Origin of the sequence: Bacillus sp. EB106-08-02-XG196 (genome assembly GCF_013396335.1) — a bacterium.
Lineage (GTDB): Bacteria > Bacillota > Bacilli > Bacillales > Cytobacillaceae > Neobacillus.
Window position 1 is genome coordinate 67,150 of the sequence record NZ_JABWSY010000011.1, and the last position, 17,581, is coordinate 84,730.

Consider the following 17,581-nt stretch of genomic DNA (forward strand, 5'->3'; position numbering starts at 1 on the left):
AATGAATGAATGAGGTGAAACAAGATGATTGAAAAAGGAAGAATAAGCTCTTTGCAGATGGCTATCATGATGCTGCCGACTATTATTGCTACGGGCATTCTCTTAGTGCCAGCTATTACTGGGAAATTTGCAAAACAAGACATGTGGATGTCACCGGTTTGGGCTTCATTAGCTGGCTTTCTTATTGTCTATATTGCCTATCATTTACATACCCACTATCCAAAAGAGACGGTCATCCAATACAGTGTGAAAATTATCGGGGCAGTTCCAGGAAAAGTCGTAGGCTTTCTTTACTTATTCTTTTATTTACATATAAACGGAATGGTTTTAAGAGAATACGGAGAGTTTGTCGTGGGGAATTTTCTGATAAAAACACCTATGCTCGTCGTGATTGGAAGTATGGCATTTGTTTGTGCGCTCGCAGTACGCGGCGGAATTGAAGTATTAGCAAGAACTGCACAAATTTTTGTACCGGTAGTAATCATTTTACTCTTTTTTATTGCCATTCTCCTTCTACCTGATCTAGAACCTAAAAAGATGTTTCCAATAATGGAAAAAGGCGTGCTGCCCTCTTTAATGGGGGCAATCGTACCCTCATCTTGGTTCACTGAATTTTTTCTACTGTCTTTCTTACTTCCATTTTTAGGACAAAGAGAGAAAGGATTAAAATGGGGCATAATCGCAGTGTTTGCGGTAATGCTTCTGATGGTGATAACAAGTTTAGTTTCACTTCTTTTATTTGGGGGAATCACAGCTACGTTCACTTATCCGGTTTTTAGTGCTGTACGGTATATCAGCATAGCCGATTTTCTTCAACATCTTGAGTCAATCGTGATGGCGATTTGGGTTGCGGGCACATTTGTGAAAGTTTCTGTTTTTTTTTATGTTCTAGTGATTGGCACCGCCCAATGGTTAGATCTGTCTGATTATCGATCGCTTGTTCTGCCGATAGGGTTTTTATTGGTGACAGTTAGTTTTTGGGTGGCACCAGATTTACAAACTTTAGCTCTTTTCCTTAGTACTAGTAGTCCTTTTTATTTATTTTTAATCCAATTCCTTCTACCAACGCTACTGTTAATTGTTTCCGTTATTCGGAAAAAAAATCGCCGAAATCGGGAAAAGGTTCCCAGTAACATAAACAATCTCACGGCAGCGGTACCTGAAAGTGGGAAGATGAATGAATAAAATGTTTTTAATCAAAGCAAAGAAAATGACTCTAATCTTTACTTTCTGTCTTTTTCCCCTGTTGCTTACAGGCTGCTGGGACCGTGTAGAAATCAATGATTTAGCAATTGTGTTGGCAACAGGTATTGATCTAAGCGAGGAAGGAGAAATTGAGCTTTCCGTTCAGTTGGCCATTCCAAAGGCAATGGGAGGAGGGCAGGGATCAAGTGGTGGCCAAGGGGGGGATCAGCCGACGACAGTTGAAAGAGTAACTGGCAGAACGATCTTCGATTGCCACTCCAAGCTTCAAACAAGTGCTTCCCGCCGTCTTTTTTGGGGACATAACCGAGTGGTCATTATTGGGGAGAAATTAGCTGAAGATGGGATTCAGAAACACATAGATTTTTTTGCCCGTCACCCAGAACCGCGGCTCAGAGCGTATGTATTTGTCAGTAAAGGCAAGCCAACTGATATTTTGAAAGTAGTTCCTGATTTTGATGACAGTTCATCTGAAGTCGCAAGAGAAATAGCAAAATTTGAGATTGGAATGAGCGTGACCTTGAAAGAATTAATAGAGATGTTAAGTGGGGATGCAGGAAATACGGCACTGCCTTGGATTGAAGTTGAAAAGGAAGTTCAAGGGAAAGGAGGGGTACAAGTGAATGGAACGGCTGTTTTTAAGAAGGATAAAATGATTGGTCGAATGGATGAGGAGCTATCACGAGGGATATTATGGCTAAGAAATGAAATTAAATTGGCTGCCGTAACCATCAAACCAGAAGATGCTGAAGGTCAGATTTCATTTGATCTCCTTCGTTCTCGTACGGAGTTGATCCCGAAAATTGAAAACGATAACTGGAAAATGACGATTAAGGTTACAACAGAAGATGATGCAGTGGAAAATGAAACGAAGTTAAATCTAATGAATCCAGAGGTTGTGAAAAAGCTTCAAAGACAAATGGAAGCTGAAATCAAAGAGCGAATTCGCTTGGCACTTGAACAGGTTCAAAAAGAGATGAAGGTTGATATTTTGGGTTTTGCAGATATATTTCACCGTCAATATCCAGATCAGTGGTCAAAAGTAAAGGATCAGTGGGAGGAGAAATTTCCGGAAATAAATATTGAAATTCAAGCGAAGGCGTATATAAAGAGACCTGGTTTGTCCACTTCACCTCAGGGGATATCGGAAGAAGAGGTACGAGAAAAATGAATATAGCGTCAGTATTCGGGATTACTGTTGTGGTTATTCTTATGGCATTATATGAATGGCCGAAAATGGAAAAAAACAAAAAAAGGGAAAAACGGACCTTTATAGTGTTAACGATGGCAGGATGGCTGTTGGCTGTCCTTCTCGTTTATTTTCCGGATATGCCGGGACCCAATCAATTTATTGATAAGATTTTTAGGCCTCTAGGAATGCTGCTTCAATAATATGTAATAGAAATTTTATTACCTTAATGAATAGGTGAAGAAAATGATTGAAAAAGGAAAGATTTCAGCCCAACAGATGGGAATCATGATGTACCCTGTAATCGTTGGGACAGGAATCATATCTGTTCCGGCAGCTACGGCGAAATATGCCCATAACGACCTCTGGCTCTCGCCGTTTTGGGCATCCTTCTTAGGTTTTATTCCAATTTATATCGCCTTTCAGCTACATAAGTTTTATCCAAAGCAAACCATTATTCAATACAGTGAACAAATTACTGGAAGAATCCTTGGTAAGATTCTCGGATTTATATATTTGGTCTTTTATATACAAATGAATGGCGGGGGGATTAGAATTTATTCGGAGTTCATTAATGGAGCTTTTTTACCAAAAACACCGCAAATTTTGGTTAGTTTAACGATGGTTCTCGTTTGTTCCTTTGCCGTAAGGGGAGGGATAGAAGTATTGGCTAGGGTTGCCCAGTTTTTCATTCCACTTTATGTATTATCTATAGTAATCCTTATCATATTGCTTCTTCCTGAATTAGATTATAAAAATATGTTGCCAATTTTGGAGAATGGGCTTATGCCGTCATTAAAGGGATCTATCGTACCAGGCGGATGGTTTGCTGAATTTTTACTCGTTGCATTTCTATTTCCCTATTTATCTGACACTGAAAAAGGAAGAAAATGGGGAAAAATCTCTGTATTTTCTGTCTTGATCACATTTATCGTAACAAACTTTCTTATTCTTTTTCTATTTGGGGGAACTACATCAAGGTATTTATATCCACTATTCTCAGCATCTCGGTATATTAGTGTTGCTGGCTTCTTGGAACATCTAGAGTCAATCCTCATGGCGATGTGGGTAGCGGGGACGTTCATCAAATTCTCAGTCGTCTTATATGCCATTGTATTATGTGCGGCTCAATTGCTGAACTTATCCGATTACCGGCCAATTGTATTTCCGTTAGGTTTTCTGAATATATTGTTCTCCATGTGGGGAACTCCTAACAAAATGGTTGAAAGCGAGTATAATTTTATCGTATTCCCTATTTATTCTTTTTTTGTACAAATCCTTATTCCACTAATGCTGCTTATAATAGCAGTTTTACGGAAGAAAAGGTATCCTACTTCCAGGGGTTCTGGGAGTTGAACGTGGAAAAGTGAAATGGAATAAGGTCTTTCCCCAATAATGAAATCAAAAAGATTTTCCGGGGACCTGAGTGCCAGTACCAATCAGTTGATCGGTGCCAAGCACTCATTTTAGTTTAAAAAAACCATTAGAACCTTCCCCATGGTCACCCTTGGTCACATGGTCATGAAACCTTATTCTGTTGAATATAATTTAACAAGTTGTGATTGTGTAATAGGGAGGGACGGTAGGTAATTTGGATAAGTTAAGATATAGGCAATTGAAGGCATTTGTAGAATTAGATTATAAGGGCAGACATGATGATATTCCTCAATTCCATTTTCATCGAGAAGATTTAAAATGGTTATTTGAAATGGCAGAAAAAGCAGAGATTTATGAGCGATCCTTAAGAACAATCGCACAAGATAATGGGAAGGAATCTAATGAATTAATTGAAATGGCAAGTAAGGCATTAAGAATTTAGAGGCACTTTTTAAGGTTTAAAATGAAACAAAACATGCAGCATTTAGTATCATTTCAATAGCAGCACCGCTCTTGGTAATCACATGAGCGGTGCTATTATTTTATATTTAGACTTATTCAGCGATTACAATATTTCGATATACCCATCTGTTCCATGTACACGAATTCGCTGCCCATCTTTTATTAGTTTGGTAGCATTTTCCACTCCAACAACTGCCGGTAAGCCATATTCACGTGCGATAACTGCTCCATGGGTCATCAGTCCGCCAACTTCTGTGACGAGACCTTTTATGGATACAAATAACGGTGTCCAGCCAGGGTCTGTAAAAGAGGTGACTAAAATATCTCCATCTTCTAAATCAGCATCTTCCATGTTTAAGATGACACGTGCCCGTCCCTCTATTACTCCGGAAGAAACAGGCAGGCCTACGATCGCCTGTGCTGGGAGATTTTCTCGTTTGTACTGTCCTGTAATGATTTCACCATCAGATGTGATCACACGTGGGGGAGTTAGTTTTTTATAAAATTTATACTCATCTTTTCGTTTGTTGATAATCTGTCTAGTCGCAAGCTCTGCTTGCTGCTCGACCATGCAACCCGGGTAATCCAGTTTGTTTGTACGTACGACTTCTTGAAGCTCTTCAAAAGTGAGATAGTAGATATCCTCTTTTTCATGAATAAGCTTGGATTGCACAAGTTGTTCGGCTTCTTTCAGTAAAGCCTGCTTATAAACGAAGTAGCGATTAATCATACCGTATTTAGGATATTCACGATATCCGATGGAATTCCGTAGCAGACGAATCATTTGTTTTGCCTCTTCGGCTTTTTGTTCACCATCCGGTAATTGCTTCAATCGATCTACTAACTCTTGTTCTTTTTCCAAAGCAACTTGCAGCCCATGCTCAAATTTTCGTTTGCCAGCACCAGGCTCATCTGTTTTAATGTTACTGAGAATCAATGGGACAAGTGTTAAAGGTTTTTCACTCCAACGTGTTTTCGTCAAATCGATTTCTCCTGCACATCGCATGCCGTATTTCTTGAGATAAGCGATTATTGCATCGTGGCTTTCCTGTCCACCATCAAACTTGACCAGTTCATCCAAAAAGGTATCATCTTTTACCTGCTGTAAATAAGCAATTACTTCTGGATAAGGACGAATCACATCTGCAACATCCAATAACGCCAGACCCATTTCCGAAGTAATATTGTTTGATACAGATAGAGTAAGTGTGTCTGCTGCGTTTTTTTCACCTAACCACTCGTTCATTTTTTCATTGATCCATGATGAAGCATTGAAAGCAGCCATGATCACAGCAGAACTTTGAGGGTCAAATAAAATCTTCTTTAATTGCTGGATATCTTCAAGAATGAAATCTAATAAATCCGTTCCTGATTTCGTTTGGATGTTTTGTTTTAACTCATCTATTGATGCTTGATTACTCTTAATTAAATCAGAAACAATGGTCGGAATGTTTTCAATTTCTGCCAGCATATTTGTATTGTTTCTGCTTGGACTCGGTGCTTTTCTATCATTTGATACTGATTTTACGAAATCTCCGCGCTCTAAAACAGTCATCAGTGCGTCTTTTATGAGCGGATCGTATTGACCCAGAGTATTTACTACCATTTCCAACATAGGTGTGACATCAACAAACAACCTTCCACCAGCTGTACGCATCGGTGCAGGAGTCGTTAACAGGTAAAAAGACAATCCCAATGGACTCATGGGGTCGGTCATCATTTGTTGATGGCCAACAGATACATAGACGTGCTTTTCTTGATCGTTCACTTCGGGAATGGGGTATAAGGTAGTAATGGGACGACTTTGGACGATATAAAAGGTATCATCAACCAAACACCATTCAATATCCTGTGGGCTGCCAAAATAAGCTTCGATCTGTCTTCCAATCCGTGCCAGTTGTAAAATTTGATTTTCGGTAAGTGTTTGAGTTTTTTGTTGATCAGGATCAATCTGCTTTGTCTCTGTTCCGCCTTCTTTTACTCCATAGATAGCCAATTTTTTGGCTGCTATCCGTTTATCGACAATTTTATCTTCCTGTACTTTATAACAATCGGGGGAGACCAAGCCAGAGACCAACGCTTCTCCAAGTCCAAAACTGGCATCGATGGATAGAATCTTTCGGTTTGAAGTAACCGGGTCAGCGGTAAATAATACCCCTGATGCCTGTGGGAAAACCATTTTTTGAACGATAACGGATAAATAAACTTGTCTGTGGTCAAAGCCGTTGTGCATACGATAGATGACCGCACGATCCGTAAACAGAGAAGCCCAGCATTTGCTGATATGCTCCAAGATTGCTTCTGGTCCGATGATATTTAAATAAGTGTCTTGCTGACCAGCAAACGAGGCATGTGGTAAATCCTCCGCAGTCGCACTAGAACGCACGGCATAAGCATGTTCATCGCCAAACTGGGAGAGATAGTGAGTAACTTCTTTCACAACATCGGATGGAATGTCTACTTCTATAATGAGTTGTCTAATTTTCCTGCAGATTTCACCTATTTGATTTCGATCCTCTACTTTTAACAGTGTTAGTTGATCCAACATTGCTTGAAATGTTTCGTTTTGTTCGATGGCTTTCTGATATCCCAGTGTTGTTACACAAAATCCTTCTGGTACTTGGATTCCTTTAATTTTTGATAATTTTCCTAAATTTAACCCTTTTCCGCCAACGAGCGAAAGTTGTGTATTTTCCATTTCCAGAAAACCAAGAACCAATGAACTCATTCTACATCTCTCCTAAGTAATCGTTTTACTTAAATCGAATCAATGATTCCTCCAACCAAATCTAAAGTTCTATTGCATTTTAGCAGTAGTAAAGTGGAATAAACAGTCTATTTTGCCCATATATTATCTGTTATAATTAAAGTAGGAAGAGTTCAATCTTCAAAAAAATTGCTATACCTTACCAGACAGTAACCCTGTTGCCCCGGTACATCCCTTTGAAACTAACTCACATACTATAACCCCAAATGAATATGTTTAAATCACTTTTTTTCATTATTTTTGAATATATGATGCCAATTGACAGTGCTAGTACTGTCATGAAAATAGATATGGCTAATATAAAGGGCAGCTACCGATATTGGTCATAATCTCTCCATCACGATAGTAAAAATGGTATAAGGATTGTTTTTTCCATAACAAAGATGTGGTAAAAAATTCTTCTAAATTTTCAACTGAGATAAGCTTTTAGCTTAGAAGGAGGAGTTTTGGTGAAATCAATTGGAATCTTGGGTGTAGGTCAAGCCGGTGGGAATATAGCGGAAATTGCATCAGCCTTGAATTTTCCTACAGCTCTCATTAATACGAATCAAAGAGATGGTGTTGTAAATACTCGAGTAGAAAAAAAGTTTTTTGTTCCAGGATACAATGGTGCCGGTCAGGATCGTTCATTAGGATTACGTGCGCTTCAAGAAAATTATAAGGAGATTATTGATTTTGTTAACAGCTCCTTTAAAAACATCAAACTCCTATTAGTGGCTTTTTCAACGGACGGAGGCACGGGTTCTGGGATGAGTCCGATGTTAATTGATCTGTTAATCGATCAACTGCCTGGTATCAAAGTGGGAGCGATAGCGGTTATCCCTGAACGGAATGTATTAGCGGGAAATCGCATTAATACCGCGGAGTGCATCGAGGAACTTTCCAATATCGAAGGCATTTCTTCTGTATTCCTCGTCGATAACGATCAAATGCGTAAATTGAAACCACAATCCAGTAAACACGAAATTTACCTTTCTGCTAATCTTCAAGCTATAGAGTCTATTAACCATCTTCTGAAAATAACGAAGAAGAGTTCCTTCTTTGGAAATTTTGATGAAACAGACTTAATGAATATCCTTGGATCCAGAGGTGTCACGATTATTTCTTCCGCTCCTATTACGGAAGCGAAAAATACCTCGGAGGTCTCAAAGAAAGTACAGGTTTCATGGGAGAACTCGATTTTCTGCCCTGTTGAATCACAAGGAGTCATTCGTGCTGGGCTAATCTATGAAGGGCCAGAGAGTATTTCAAAGCTGATAAATGTACCATCCATCTTTGAAAGGGTGGGGGAACCGCTGCAATTATTTGAAGGAACGTATATCTCGGAATCCGACCCTACCATCACAACCATCCTTGCTGGACTATCCTTCCCAACTCGCCGGATGCTCGCGGTAGAGGAATCAATAGAAAAGAATAAAGAACGCTTACAGAACCTTGTGAAAAAAGAAGATACTCAAAATTACGAGTCTGGAATCCGTTGGGCCTCCAACTTAAAACTGATCAAACAGGAAAGAAAGCCAGTATCGATGACTTCCAAATTAAATAAGTATCAAAAGTAGTAACCATGAGTGAAAAAAACACAGTCTCCGAAAGACATTACGAATGCTTTTCCTAGATTTACGTTAGCCATAGTGATTTAACCAAAAAAAATAATCCAACCTTGAGTTAACGGCTCTGGTGGATCATCCCTTAAACAAAGCCGATCCCATTAAGGGACCGTTTATTGCCGGACCGAACATGTTTACACCATGTTCGGTTTTTTAAATTTATTCAATACTAATTTTATAATAACCGAAATGAGATAAAACAATTGTATTAGGCCGAACACTAAAACATGAGAATAACATACTTAAAACGATAATAAATGTAATTCGCATTATTATTGAGAAACTCCCTATTAACATTCCCATCGTATCCTGCTCCATGGGCATTTCTATTTACACCACCTATTGATTATATGGCAAAAATTTATACTTAAGTGGTATTCCTTGAATACATTGAGATGTTTAATCCGTAATTTGTTTCATATTCATTCATTTCTTTCCCGCTTCCAACTCCACCAACTATTTCTATGATAAGTTATTGACTTCTTTAAACAATTCATCATATACACCTAGAAAGGTGTCTACAAGTGGTGAATCTTCATTTTTTCTCCAGGCTAACGAAAGATCCATAGTTGCCGTATCATCTATAAGTGGCCTGAATACAACCCCTGGGTTACCATAGTCAAGTGCCATATTCGTAACAAGAGAAACTCCCAAACCTGTGGAAATAAGGGTAAGAATCGTAAATATTCCTTCCGCTTCTTGGATAACATTTGGACTGAAACCTGCCCGATTGCAGATAGAAATAATGGTATCATAATATCCTGGCTCATTTTTCCGATGAGTCATGACAAAAGGTTCATTTTTAAGTTCTTTAATATCTAATGGTGATGTATCCATTGCTAAGGGATGGCTTGAGGGTAAGGCTGCTACAAAAGGAGCATAGCCAACTAACCGAGAATTCAATATGCTGCTGTCAATCGGTGGGCAAACAAAACCGAGTTTTATCTTATTATCATATAAGTATTGGAATTGATTTACCGAAGACAGAAATTGTAAAACGACTTCTACTTTTGGATATCTAGAACGATACGTTCGAATTAAATTTAATATAAGTTTATTCAAAAATCCTGTGTAACCTATTATTAATTGACCTTTTTCTCCTTGATGGATTTTTCGAACATCCATAATGGTTCGATCAAGTTTATTCATAATATCATACGATTGTTCAAGAAAAAACTTACCTGCAGGTGTTAATTCCGTACTCCGTTTTGTCCTATAGAATAACTCCACACCCAGCTCTTTTTCTAATTGTGCAATTTGTTGACTGAGGGGTGGCTGACTCATATTTAATCTTTTAGCTGCTCTGCCAAAATGGAGTTCCTCCGCAACTGCAACGAAATATTGTATATGTCTAAACTCCATCATGATCTCCTTATTTTCGTAGAATAATATTTTTTGAATATTAATACTATTATATCATATATTAGACCATTAATAGAGGGAGTGGTAGTATCAATGTAATAAAAGAATAATTATTCAGATTTTTCTAACGATTAAACCGTGAGGTAAATCTAGCTTACTGTCAAAAATATTTATACAAAGGGGAGGACTCCGGTGTATCAAACTATCTTAACGTTAAACGATTTCTTCAACAATCTGTTTCAAAATCATGGAGACAGAATGGCTGTCCATTTTCCATCTCAATCCTTTACCTATCGTGAATTACACAGAAAAGCAAACAGGGTTGCTCATGGATTGATAAACTGTGGGGTAATAAATAATACCAGGGTTGCTCTGCTTTTATCCAACACTCCTGAATATCTGATAAGTGAAGTAGGAATCTACTTTGCAGGTGGAACAAAAGTCCCCTTAAACAACATGTTGGGGGAGAATGAGATTCTTTACATCTTAAATGACTCTGACGCAGAAGTCTTAATCGTTGAAGAACCATTTTTTTCTGTTATTCAAAATATCCAAATGGAATTGCCAAAAATCAAAACCATTGTTGGAGTTGGCAGTAAAGAAAATTTACCGGATTCATTCATTTCATGGGAATCTTTTCAATCTAATGAATCAGAGGCTGTGTTAACAGTTTCAACTAACCCTGCTGATCTCTCATTAATCCTTTATACAGGTGGAACCACTGGACAGCCCAAAGGAGTCGTACATAATCACCAAGGAAGCGTTTTAACTTACCTCTCAATAGCAATTGAGACGAATATGCAAGAAGATGAAAAAATCCTATTGACAACACCACTCCCGCATGCAGCTGGACTTTATTTATACGCAGGTATGATAAAAGGAGCACAAATATATATAGAAAGTAAATTTGATCCTGAGAACGTATTGGAACATATTGAAAAAAATAAGCTTACGTTCCTAAGTACTGTACCTACCACACTGTATCGTTTGTTTGATTTTATGGAAGATAAACAATTTGATGTTAGCTCCATTCGCACCATTCAATATGGAACAGCACCGATAGCAGCAGATCGATTAGGGCAGGGCTTAGAAATGTTTGGTCAAGTATTTCTTCAAATTTATGGATTGACTGAGACTCAAAGTGCTGCAACCTGGCTAAAGAAAGCGGATCACCGAACCGATGAGGAATATCAAAAAATATTACAGAGCTGTGGTAAATCGGCGATTATGAGTAGAATTAAAATTGTTGATGAAAATGGAAATGAAGTCAGCCGCGGTGAAGAGGGTGAAATTTCTGTCAAAGCTCTGACAAATTTGATAGGTTATCATAAACTTCCTGAAAAAACAGCTGAAACCCTACAAGATGGCTGGTTACATACTGGAGATGTGGGGGTGATGGACGAGAAAGGATACGTTTATCTGCTGGATAGGAAAAAAGATATGATCATTAGCGGAGGCATGAATGTTTATTCTTCGGAAGTTGAGAATGTCATCCAAAAACACCCCGAGGTACGTCAAGTAGCCGTTATTGGTATTCCAGACACGGATTGGGGAGAGGCTGTCACAGCCTTTATTATTCCTAAAAATAATGCAATAGATGCTGAAAACATTATGCACTATTGTAAGAAAAACCTATCAAAATATAAGGTTCCAAAAGCGATTAATATAGTCGAAGCTCTGCCATTAACCCCTTACGGAAAAGTGGATAAAAAAGCGTTACGGGCACCATACTGGGAATTCGCAAGTAGAAAAATTTAAGCGTTTACAAAATTTTGATATTTAAGGGGGATGCTGATGGAAGCCTACAAGACTATTTTAGTAGAACGAAACAAACCGGTAGTAAAGATTACGTTTAATAGACCGGATAAAGCGAATGCAATGAATAAACAAATGAATGAAGAATTGGATGAAATTATTTCTGAGATACGAAGAAATTCAGATTATAAATTCATTGTATTTACTGGGAATGGAAAGATCTTTTCAGCGGGTGCAGATATGAATGAGCTATTGAACGAAATAGAAGATCATTCTTTAAGTTCTTCTTTTATTCGGGAAGATCAAATTGCACGACATGAGTTTTTAAGAAAATTTGATGCACTCGATCAAATTACCATTGCATCGATAAATGGACCGATGTACGGTGCTGGCTTCGCCTTAGCGATGGTTTGCGATTTTCGTATTATGGCAGATAACGCAACAGCTTGTCTTCCAGAAGTGGAACGGGGGTTATTCTTTTCTGGTGGAGGTACACCGCGATTAGTCAATCTAATAGGACCAGCGAAAGCAAAGGAATTAATCATGTTATGTGAAGTAATAAATGCTGCCGAAGCTGAAAAAATTGGCTTGGTTAATAAAGTAGTACCGTCTCAGGAATTAACGTATGCTACGGATGAATTAATAAATAAGTTGAACAGGAATCCTTTTTCAGCCATAAGGGTAACAAAAAAAATAGTCAATGCAGCAACTCCGAGATTTGAAAATCTACTTTTCTATGAGCCAGAATTACAAGAACATATGATGCTGCACGGAGAGGCTAGGAATGAAATCGATAAATTTGTTGCCATTCAGAAAGAAAAAAGTACTCAAAAATATTAAATAAAAAAGGGAGGAAGCAAATATGAGTTATGAATCTTTATACCAAAAATCATATTTTTCACGTTTAGGAGAATTTAGCGACTTAACACCTGATACTTTTAAATATTTTATCAGATTTGATCATTATGCCTTAAAGGGAGGTGCCATTCCTGCAAAATTAAAGGAGTTAATTGCGATAGCTGTCGCCCATACCACTGGATGTCCCTACTGCATTGACCTGCATGTACAAAAAGCAAAATCTTTAGAGACTTCTAAAGAAGAAATGGCTGAAGCCATAATGGTAGCAACTGCCTTAAAAGCGGGATCAGCGCTAGCACATGGGGTGAACGCTCTCAACAGTTATGATAATATTGACGATGAAGAGTTGTATAAAAAATCATATTTTAATAGATTAAAAGAGTTTTCCAATTTAAATGGGAATGTTTTCAAAGCCTTTGTGGATTTTGATCAACAAGCTTTGAAACCTGGCTTACTCAGTGTTAAGGAAAAGGAACTAATAGCGGTTGCTGTGGCCCATACCACTGGATGTCCTTATTGCATTGATATTCATACAAAGGGCGCAAAAAGAGAAAAAGCGGTTAAGGAAGAAGTTGCTGAGGCGATTATGGTCGCAACAGCATTAAAAGCGGGTTCTGCTTTGGCTCATGGCGTGAATGCTTTAAATGCTTTTGATGAATAAAATGTCTTTCCCAATTTTTTATTAAAAGGAGAAAAACAATCATGTCAAAAAAACTTTTCTTATTGATTGCCCTAATGTTGAGTATTTCACTTGCTTTACTTGGTTGTGGGAAATCTGCTACTAGTTCAGAAAAAACATCAGGAGATGATGATGTATACAAACTTAGCTTTAATGTTCAAATTCCAGCTACCCATAAGTTTCATACAGATGTTGTTAAACCATGGGCGGACCTAGTAGAAAAAGAAACCAATGGCAGAGTTCAAATTGAAATCTATAATAGTGGTGCTCTTGGAACGCTTGCTACCGCTTATGATGATATTAAGGGCGGTCTATATGATATTGGATATGTAAGCCCATTGTTACATCTTGATAGTGATTTGTACCCGCTTACGATAGGTGATTTACCTTTTGGTATTACTGATAGTGGAGTTAAGGCGAGGGTTTTAGGTAAGCTTAAAGACAAATATATGATGGATGCATTTAATGAATCGACTCTCCTTTCAATATCGTCTACGGATTCCTATCAGCTATATAGTAAAGAACCTGTAGAGTCTATTACAGATGTTGAGGACACTAAGATCATCGTTCAAGGGGCAGAGAGAATCGAAACCGTTAAAGGATGGGATGCAGTACCTGTATCGCTTGGCCTGGAACAAATCTATGAATCATTAGAAAAAAATACCGTTGATCAAACAACGTATACATCGGTTGGTGCGCTTGGACTTAAATTATATGAGGTAGCTCCTTACTTAACTAAAATTGATTTAGGCGCAACAACTCTTGTGTTTCTACAAAATTCTGACTCGCTTAATAAAATGCCTGATGATCTTAAGCAACTTTTTGTTGAAGAGTTGGGTCCTAAATTAGGAGAAATGACTGGGGAAATGTACAAAAGTGAAGCAGAGAAAGCTATGAATGAATATGGTGAGAAAGTTAAAGGTCAAGGTGGTAAAGTCATTACTTTAGATAATGCTAAATTAAATGAATTTAAAAAACCTTCCAAGAAAATATGGGATGCTTGGGCAAAAGAGGCTAATAAAAAGGAATATCCAGGCGATGAAATATTGGAGGAATTTAAGAACTTAATAATAGAAGAGGGCGGCACTCTACCTTATTAAACATATTTATAATATTTACGAACTAAAAACTAGATAGGGATCTTTTGAATATGATTAACAAGATTATTCAAAAGATCCTACTATATTTTCTGAATTTCTAATGAAAGAAGGCAGAGTAATGGACTATATTTTAAAATTTATACAGTTTATTACCAACATTAACAAATGGATTGCTTATTTCACATTAGTTGTTATGATGGTAGCTGTTACTTTTTTTTCTATTTCTAGGAGTTCAGGTCAACCAGTTATTGGAGATATAGAGTTAGTTCAGTTTACAATGGTGATCCTAATAATGGGGTCATTGGCCATAACGGAACAATCTAATTCACATATTTCAATCGGACTCATTGTTGATAAATTTTCTCCACGTATACAAGCGGCAATAAACTGTATTTCTCAATTATTAACACTCTTGTTTTGTTTTTTAGTTTGTTGGGTTTTTATTTCTAAAATGAACTTTATACAGACTTCTGATTTGCTAAAAATTCCCTTTTATCCCGTAAAGATTTTATTAATTATCGGGTTCATTGGCTGGGGGCTAGAAGCAATTCTAAGATTGTATAAATCAATTCGGAGCTTTTAATAAGGAGTGAGATAATGTCAGTAGAAGCCGTTGGAGTAATAGTAATTATTTCTGTTTTTGTCCTTATGTTTCTAAGGATCCCCATTGCCATTGGTATGGCAATTCCTGCAAGTTTAGCAATCTTCTATTTAAAAGGATGGGACACACTAATAACAGCTATTGATAGTATCGTATGGTATCAAAGTTATAGTTATACACTTAGTACAATCCCATTATTTGTCTTGATGGGGCAGTTTTTATATACCTCTGGAATTAGTGAGGAGTTGTTTGATACCTTTCGGAAGTGGTTTGGTAGATTAAAAGGAGGATTGGGACTTGCGACTATCGGTTCGTCTGCTATGTTTGCTGCAGCCTCAGGTTCAAGCGTTGCCAACACTGGGACGATGGGTGTTATTGCGTCAAAGGAAATGCTGAAAGCAGGTTATAGTAAAAGTTTAACAGGTGGTTCGATCGTTGCTGGTGGTGCTTTAGGCATATTGATCCCGCCAAGTACCACTTTTATTATTTATGGGATGATAACAGAACAATCCATTGGTGCGCTGCTAACAGCAGGAGTCATTCCAGGAATATTGTTGACCATTTTTTTCATGCTAACTATTGTGATCGTTGTTATTGTAAAGCCAAGTATGGTTTCAAATGCAGTTGAACCAAGTGTAAGTTGGAAAGAGCGATTTATTTCACTAAAGTCTAATATTAGTATAATTATCATGTTTATAGTCGTTGTAGGTGGTCTTTATCTAGGTTTTTTCACAGCTACTGAAGCAGCTGGGGTAGGGGCTTTAGGTGCATTTCTGATTGGCATTATACGTAAAAAATTAACCTTAAAAGGTTTTTCTGAAGCCATTATCAGTACAATCAAGACTACAGGATTTATGTTTGCTATTCTTTTGGGCGCATTTATTTTAAATTATGTTTTGGTGATCACTCGCCTTCCATACATGCTAGCAGAATTCCTATTTGATAAGAATCTTTCCCCAACCATGATATTTATCCTAATCATTGTTATGTATATTGTTTTAGGGGCACTCATGGATACCTTAGCTATGATGGTTGTAACCATTCCTATTCTTATGCCAGTACTACAAATGGCAGGATTTGATTTAGTTTGGTTTGGGGTAATCGTTGTCCTTGTAGTAGAAATGGCGTTAATTTCACCACCTGTTGGTATGAATTGTTTTGTGTTAAAAGGGGTTTCAGAGGATCTAGAATTGGTAGATATCTTTAAAGGGGCCTTAATATTCATAATACCAATCCTACTTCTAATCGTACTAGTTTACATTTTCCCAGAGATTGCTCTATTCTTACCAAATACCATGCGGTCGTAAGGAAGAATATATACCCCGGATTCATGAATGAATCTGGTGCTTTTTATACCACAAATATTATTAGAGAATTAAGATTATAAAATATTTATGTTTGAAATGGTTTAAAATATTGTATGGTTCCTGCTGCAGTTTTTATAATAAATAAATTATTGATAAAACAAAGAACATTTGTTCTGTATTTGGTTATTATGATATACTAATAGTGCAATAGAATAGGATATCTCAAGGGTGGTCGGCACACCTCCAATTAGAAAGGAGGTGATGCTGAATGACAGTTTTGAAACGTTCATGATTACGATTGCTTTTGCTAGTTTAATCGTAGCGATACTGTCATTTAACCAAAAAAAATAAGCCACCCTTGAGTTAGAGGCTCAGGTGGATTATCCTTCAAAGAATACCGATCCCCATTAGGGACCGTCAATTGCTGGACCGAACATGTTTACTCCATGTTCGGTCTTTTTAATTTATTCAATACTTAATTTTATTATAACCGAAAGGAATAAAAATAAAAGTACTTATTTTATTTCATCTTGTTAAATGAGAAAAAGAGATATCCCATTTTTAAGATTCCAAGGTACCTTGTACATTTTTCTATTTAGATGGAGTTTAAGTCACTATTCTCAAGGTGTACTTTCTGATATCCAGATACTGCAATCTTTATGAACGCTCGACCAACTTGTCCTGTAGCCCCTAAAATAAGGACCTTCATATTTACAAGCCTCCCATAATTACTAATTTACTTGAAAAATAGATATATTCATTTTTACTATTGATTGGTTCACACTAACATCGTATAGGGTTTTACAAATATGTAAAATTTGAAGTAAATGTATACATGGCCAAAGTTCTTTTAGGGAAAATTTCTCTTTTATTTAAAGATGAACTAAATACGTGTTTTGACGTATGTTTTAGTATAGGGGAATTTTAAAGGGGGATGTAAATTTGTTAGCGCTTGGAATATTTCTAATCATTATAGGTGTTAGTATGGTTATTGAACCTTCACTTTTTTGGTTATTGACCGAAAGGTGGAAATCCAATGATGGCACAGAGCCTTCCAGGTTGTATAGTTTGTCAACCATGTTTGGCGGTATCATTATTACGGTTGTCGGTTTCTGTTCGGTTATTGTCGCTTTCCTTTAACCATTTCACCTCTTCTTAAAAAAGCAAGACCTCCGGGCTTATTAGCACAGGGGTCTTGTTCATTTTTTTAGGGCCATTTTCCCGAACTGTATAAAAGAGTGTGAAATGTTCCTATAGACTATGCTTAAAATTCATAGACTTTTACTTAAAAGCATACTCATTAATAGTAATCGA

At 37.2% G+C, this 17,581-nt stretch carries 16 protein-coding genes; 14 read left to right on the plus strand and 2 right to left on the minus strand.

All coding sequences use genetic code 11. The annotated features are described in order from the left end of the window. The first annotated feature begins 24 nt into the window (after positions 1–24). The 5 genes from MLOOGBEN_RS17720 (at position 25) to MLOOGBEN_RS17740 (ending at position 4,211) form a co-directional block, all read left to right on the plus strand. Entirely contained in the window at positions 25–1,185 is a 1,161-nt protein-coding gene (locus tag MLOOGBEN_RS17720) for a GerAB/ArcD/ProY family transporter (RefSeq protein WP_179159599.1), read from the plus strand. Next, complete coding sequence (locus tag MLOOGBEN_RS17725) at positions 1,178–2,374, plus strand: Ger(x)C family spore germination protein (protein ID WP_179159600.1); 1,197 nt, start codon at positions 1,178–1,180, stop codon at positions 2,372–2,374. The genes MLOOGBEN_RS17720 and MLOOGBEN_RS17725 overlap by 8 nt, the downstream gene beginning before the upstream one ends. Beyond that, complete coding sequence (locus MLOOGBEN_RS17730) at positions 2,371–2,595, plus strand: hypothetical protein (protein WP_179159601.1); 225 nt, start codon at positions 2,371–2,373, stop codon at positions 2,593–2,595. The genes MLOOGBEN_RS17725 and MLOOGBEN_RS17730 overlap by 4 nt, the downstream gene beginning before the upstream one ends. Positions 2,596–2,638: 43 nt before the next feature. Further along, positions 2,639–3,748, plus strand: a complete 1,110-nt coding sequence (locus MLOOGBEN_RS17735) for a GerAB/ArcD/ProY family transporter (protein ID WP_179159602.1) — start codon at positions 2,639–2,641, stop codon at positions 3,746–3,748. Positions 3,749–3,983: 235 nt separating this feature from the next. Then, on the plus strand, positions 3,984–4,211 hold the full coding sequence (locus tag MLOOGBEN_RS17740) for a hypothetical protein (RefSeq protein WP_179159603.1): 228 nt from the start codon (positions 3,984–3,986) through the stop codon (positions 4,209–4,211). A 123-nt stretch (positions 4,212–4,334) separates the two neighbouring features. On the opposite strand, the gene ppsA is transcribed toward MLOOGBEN_RS17740, so the two are convergent. Further along, complete coding sequence (gene ppsA / locus MLOOGBEN_RS17745) at positions 4,335–6,959, minus strand: phosphoenolpyruvate synthase (protein WP_179159604.1); 2,625 nt, start codon at positions 6,957–6,959, stop codon at positions 4,335–4,337. Between the two features lie 488 nt (positions 6,960–7,447). Here ppsA and MLOOGBEN_RS17750 point away from each other — a divergent pair, with 488 nt between their 5' ends. Then, positions 7,448–8,557, plus strand: coding sequence for an FtsZ/tubulin family protein (locus MLOOGBEN_RS17750; protein ID WP_179159605.1), 1,110 nt, complete (start codon positions 7,448–7,450; stop codon positions 8,555–8,557). Positions 8,558–9,067: 510 nt separating this feature from the next. Here MLOOGBEN_RS17750 and MLOOGBEN_RS17755 read toward each other — a convergent pair. Continuing rightward, positions 9,068–9,967, minus strand: coding sequence for a LysR family transcriptional regulator (locus tag MLOOGBEN_RS17755; RefSeq protein ID WP_179159606.1), 900 nt, complete (start codon positions 9,965–9,967; stop codon positions 9,068–9,070). 192 nt (positions 9,968–10,159) lie between these two features. Between MLOOGBEN_RS17755 and MLOOGBEN_RS17760 the strand changes: the two genes are divergently transcribed. From MLOOGBEN_RS17760 to MLOOGBEN_RS17790, 8 genes are all read left to right on the plus strand, one after another. Continuing rightward, positions 10,160–11,725, plus strand: coding sequence for a long-chain-fatty-acid--CoA ligase (locus MLOOGBEN_RS17760; protein WP_179159607.1), 1,566 nt, complete (start codon positions 10,160–10,162; stop codon positions 11,723–11,725). A 36-nt stretch (positions 11,726–11,761) separates the two neighbouring features. Continuing rightward, positions 11,762–12,562 (plus strand): enoyl-CoA hydratase/isomerase family protein, encoded by an 801-nt coding sequence (locus MLOOGBEN_RS17765; protein WP_179159608.1) that lies wholly within the window; start codon positions 11,762–11,764, stop codon positions 12,560–12,562. 22 nt (positions 12,563–12,584) lie between these two features. Next, the gene (locus MLOOGBEN_RS17770; protein ID WP_179159609.1) at positions 12,585–13,241 is read left to right on the plus strand and encodes a carboxymuconolactone decarboxylase family protein; all 657 of its coding nucleotides are present in this window, start codon (positions 12,585–12,587) and stop codon (positions 13,239–13,241) included. A gap of 41 nt (positions 13,242–13,282) precedes the next feature. Beyond that, on the plus strand, positions 13,283–14,359 hold the full coding sequence (gene dctP / locus MLOOGBEN_RS17775) for a TRAP transporter substrate-binding protein DctP (protein WP_179159610.1): 1,077 nt from the start codon (positions 13,283–13,285) through the stop codon (positions 14,357–14,359). A gap of 118 nt (positions 14,360–14,477) precedes the next feature. After that, entirely contained in the window at positions 14,478–14,942 is a 465-nt protein-coding gene (locus tag MLOOGBEN_RS17780; protein WP_179159611.1) for a TRAP transporter small permease, read from the plus strand. Positions 14,943–14,956: 14 nt separating this feature from the next. After that, the gene (locus MLOOGBEN_RS17785) at positions 14,957–16,267 is read left to right on the plus strand and encodes a TRAP transporter large permease (protein WP_179159612.1); all 1,311 of its coding nucleotides are present in this window, start codon (positions 14,957–14,959) and stop codon (positions 16,265–16,267) included. Between the two features lie 261 nt (positions 16,268–16,528). Continuing rightward, entirely contained in the window at positions 16,529–16,618 is a 90-nt protein-coding gene (locus MLOOGBEN_RS29735) for a putative holin-like toxin (protein ID WP_368737798.1), read from the plus strand. Between the two features lie 591 nt (positions 16,619–17,209). After that, entirely contained in the window at positions 17,210–17,407 is a 198-nt protein-coding gene (locus tag MLOOGBEN_RS17790; RefSeq protein WP_179159613.1) for a DUF6199 family natural product biosynthesis protein, read from the plus strand. Positions 17,408–17,581 lie beyond the last annotated feature (174 nt).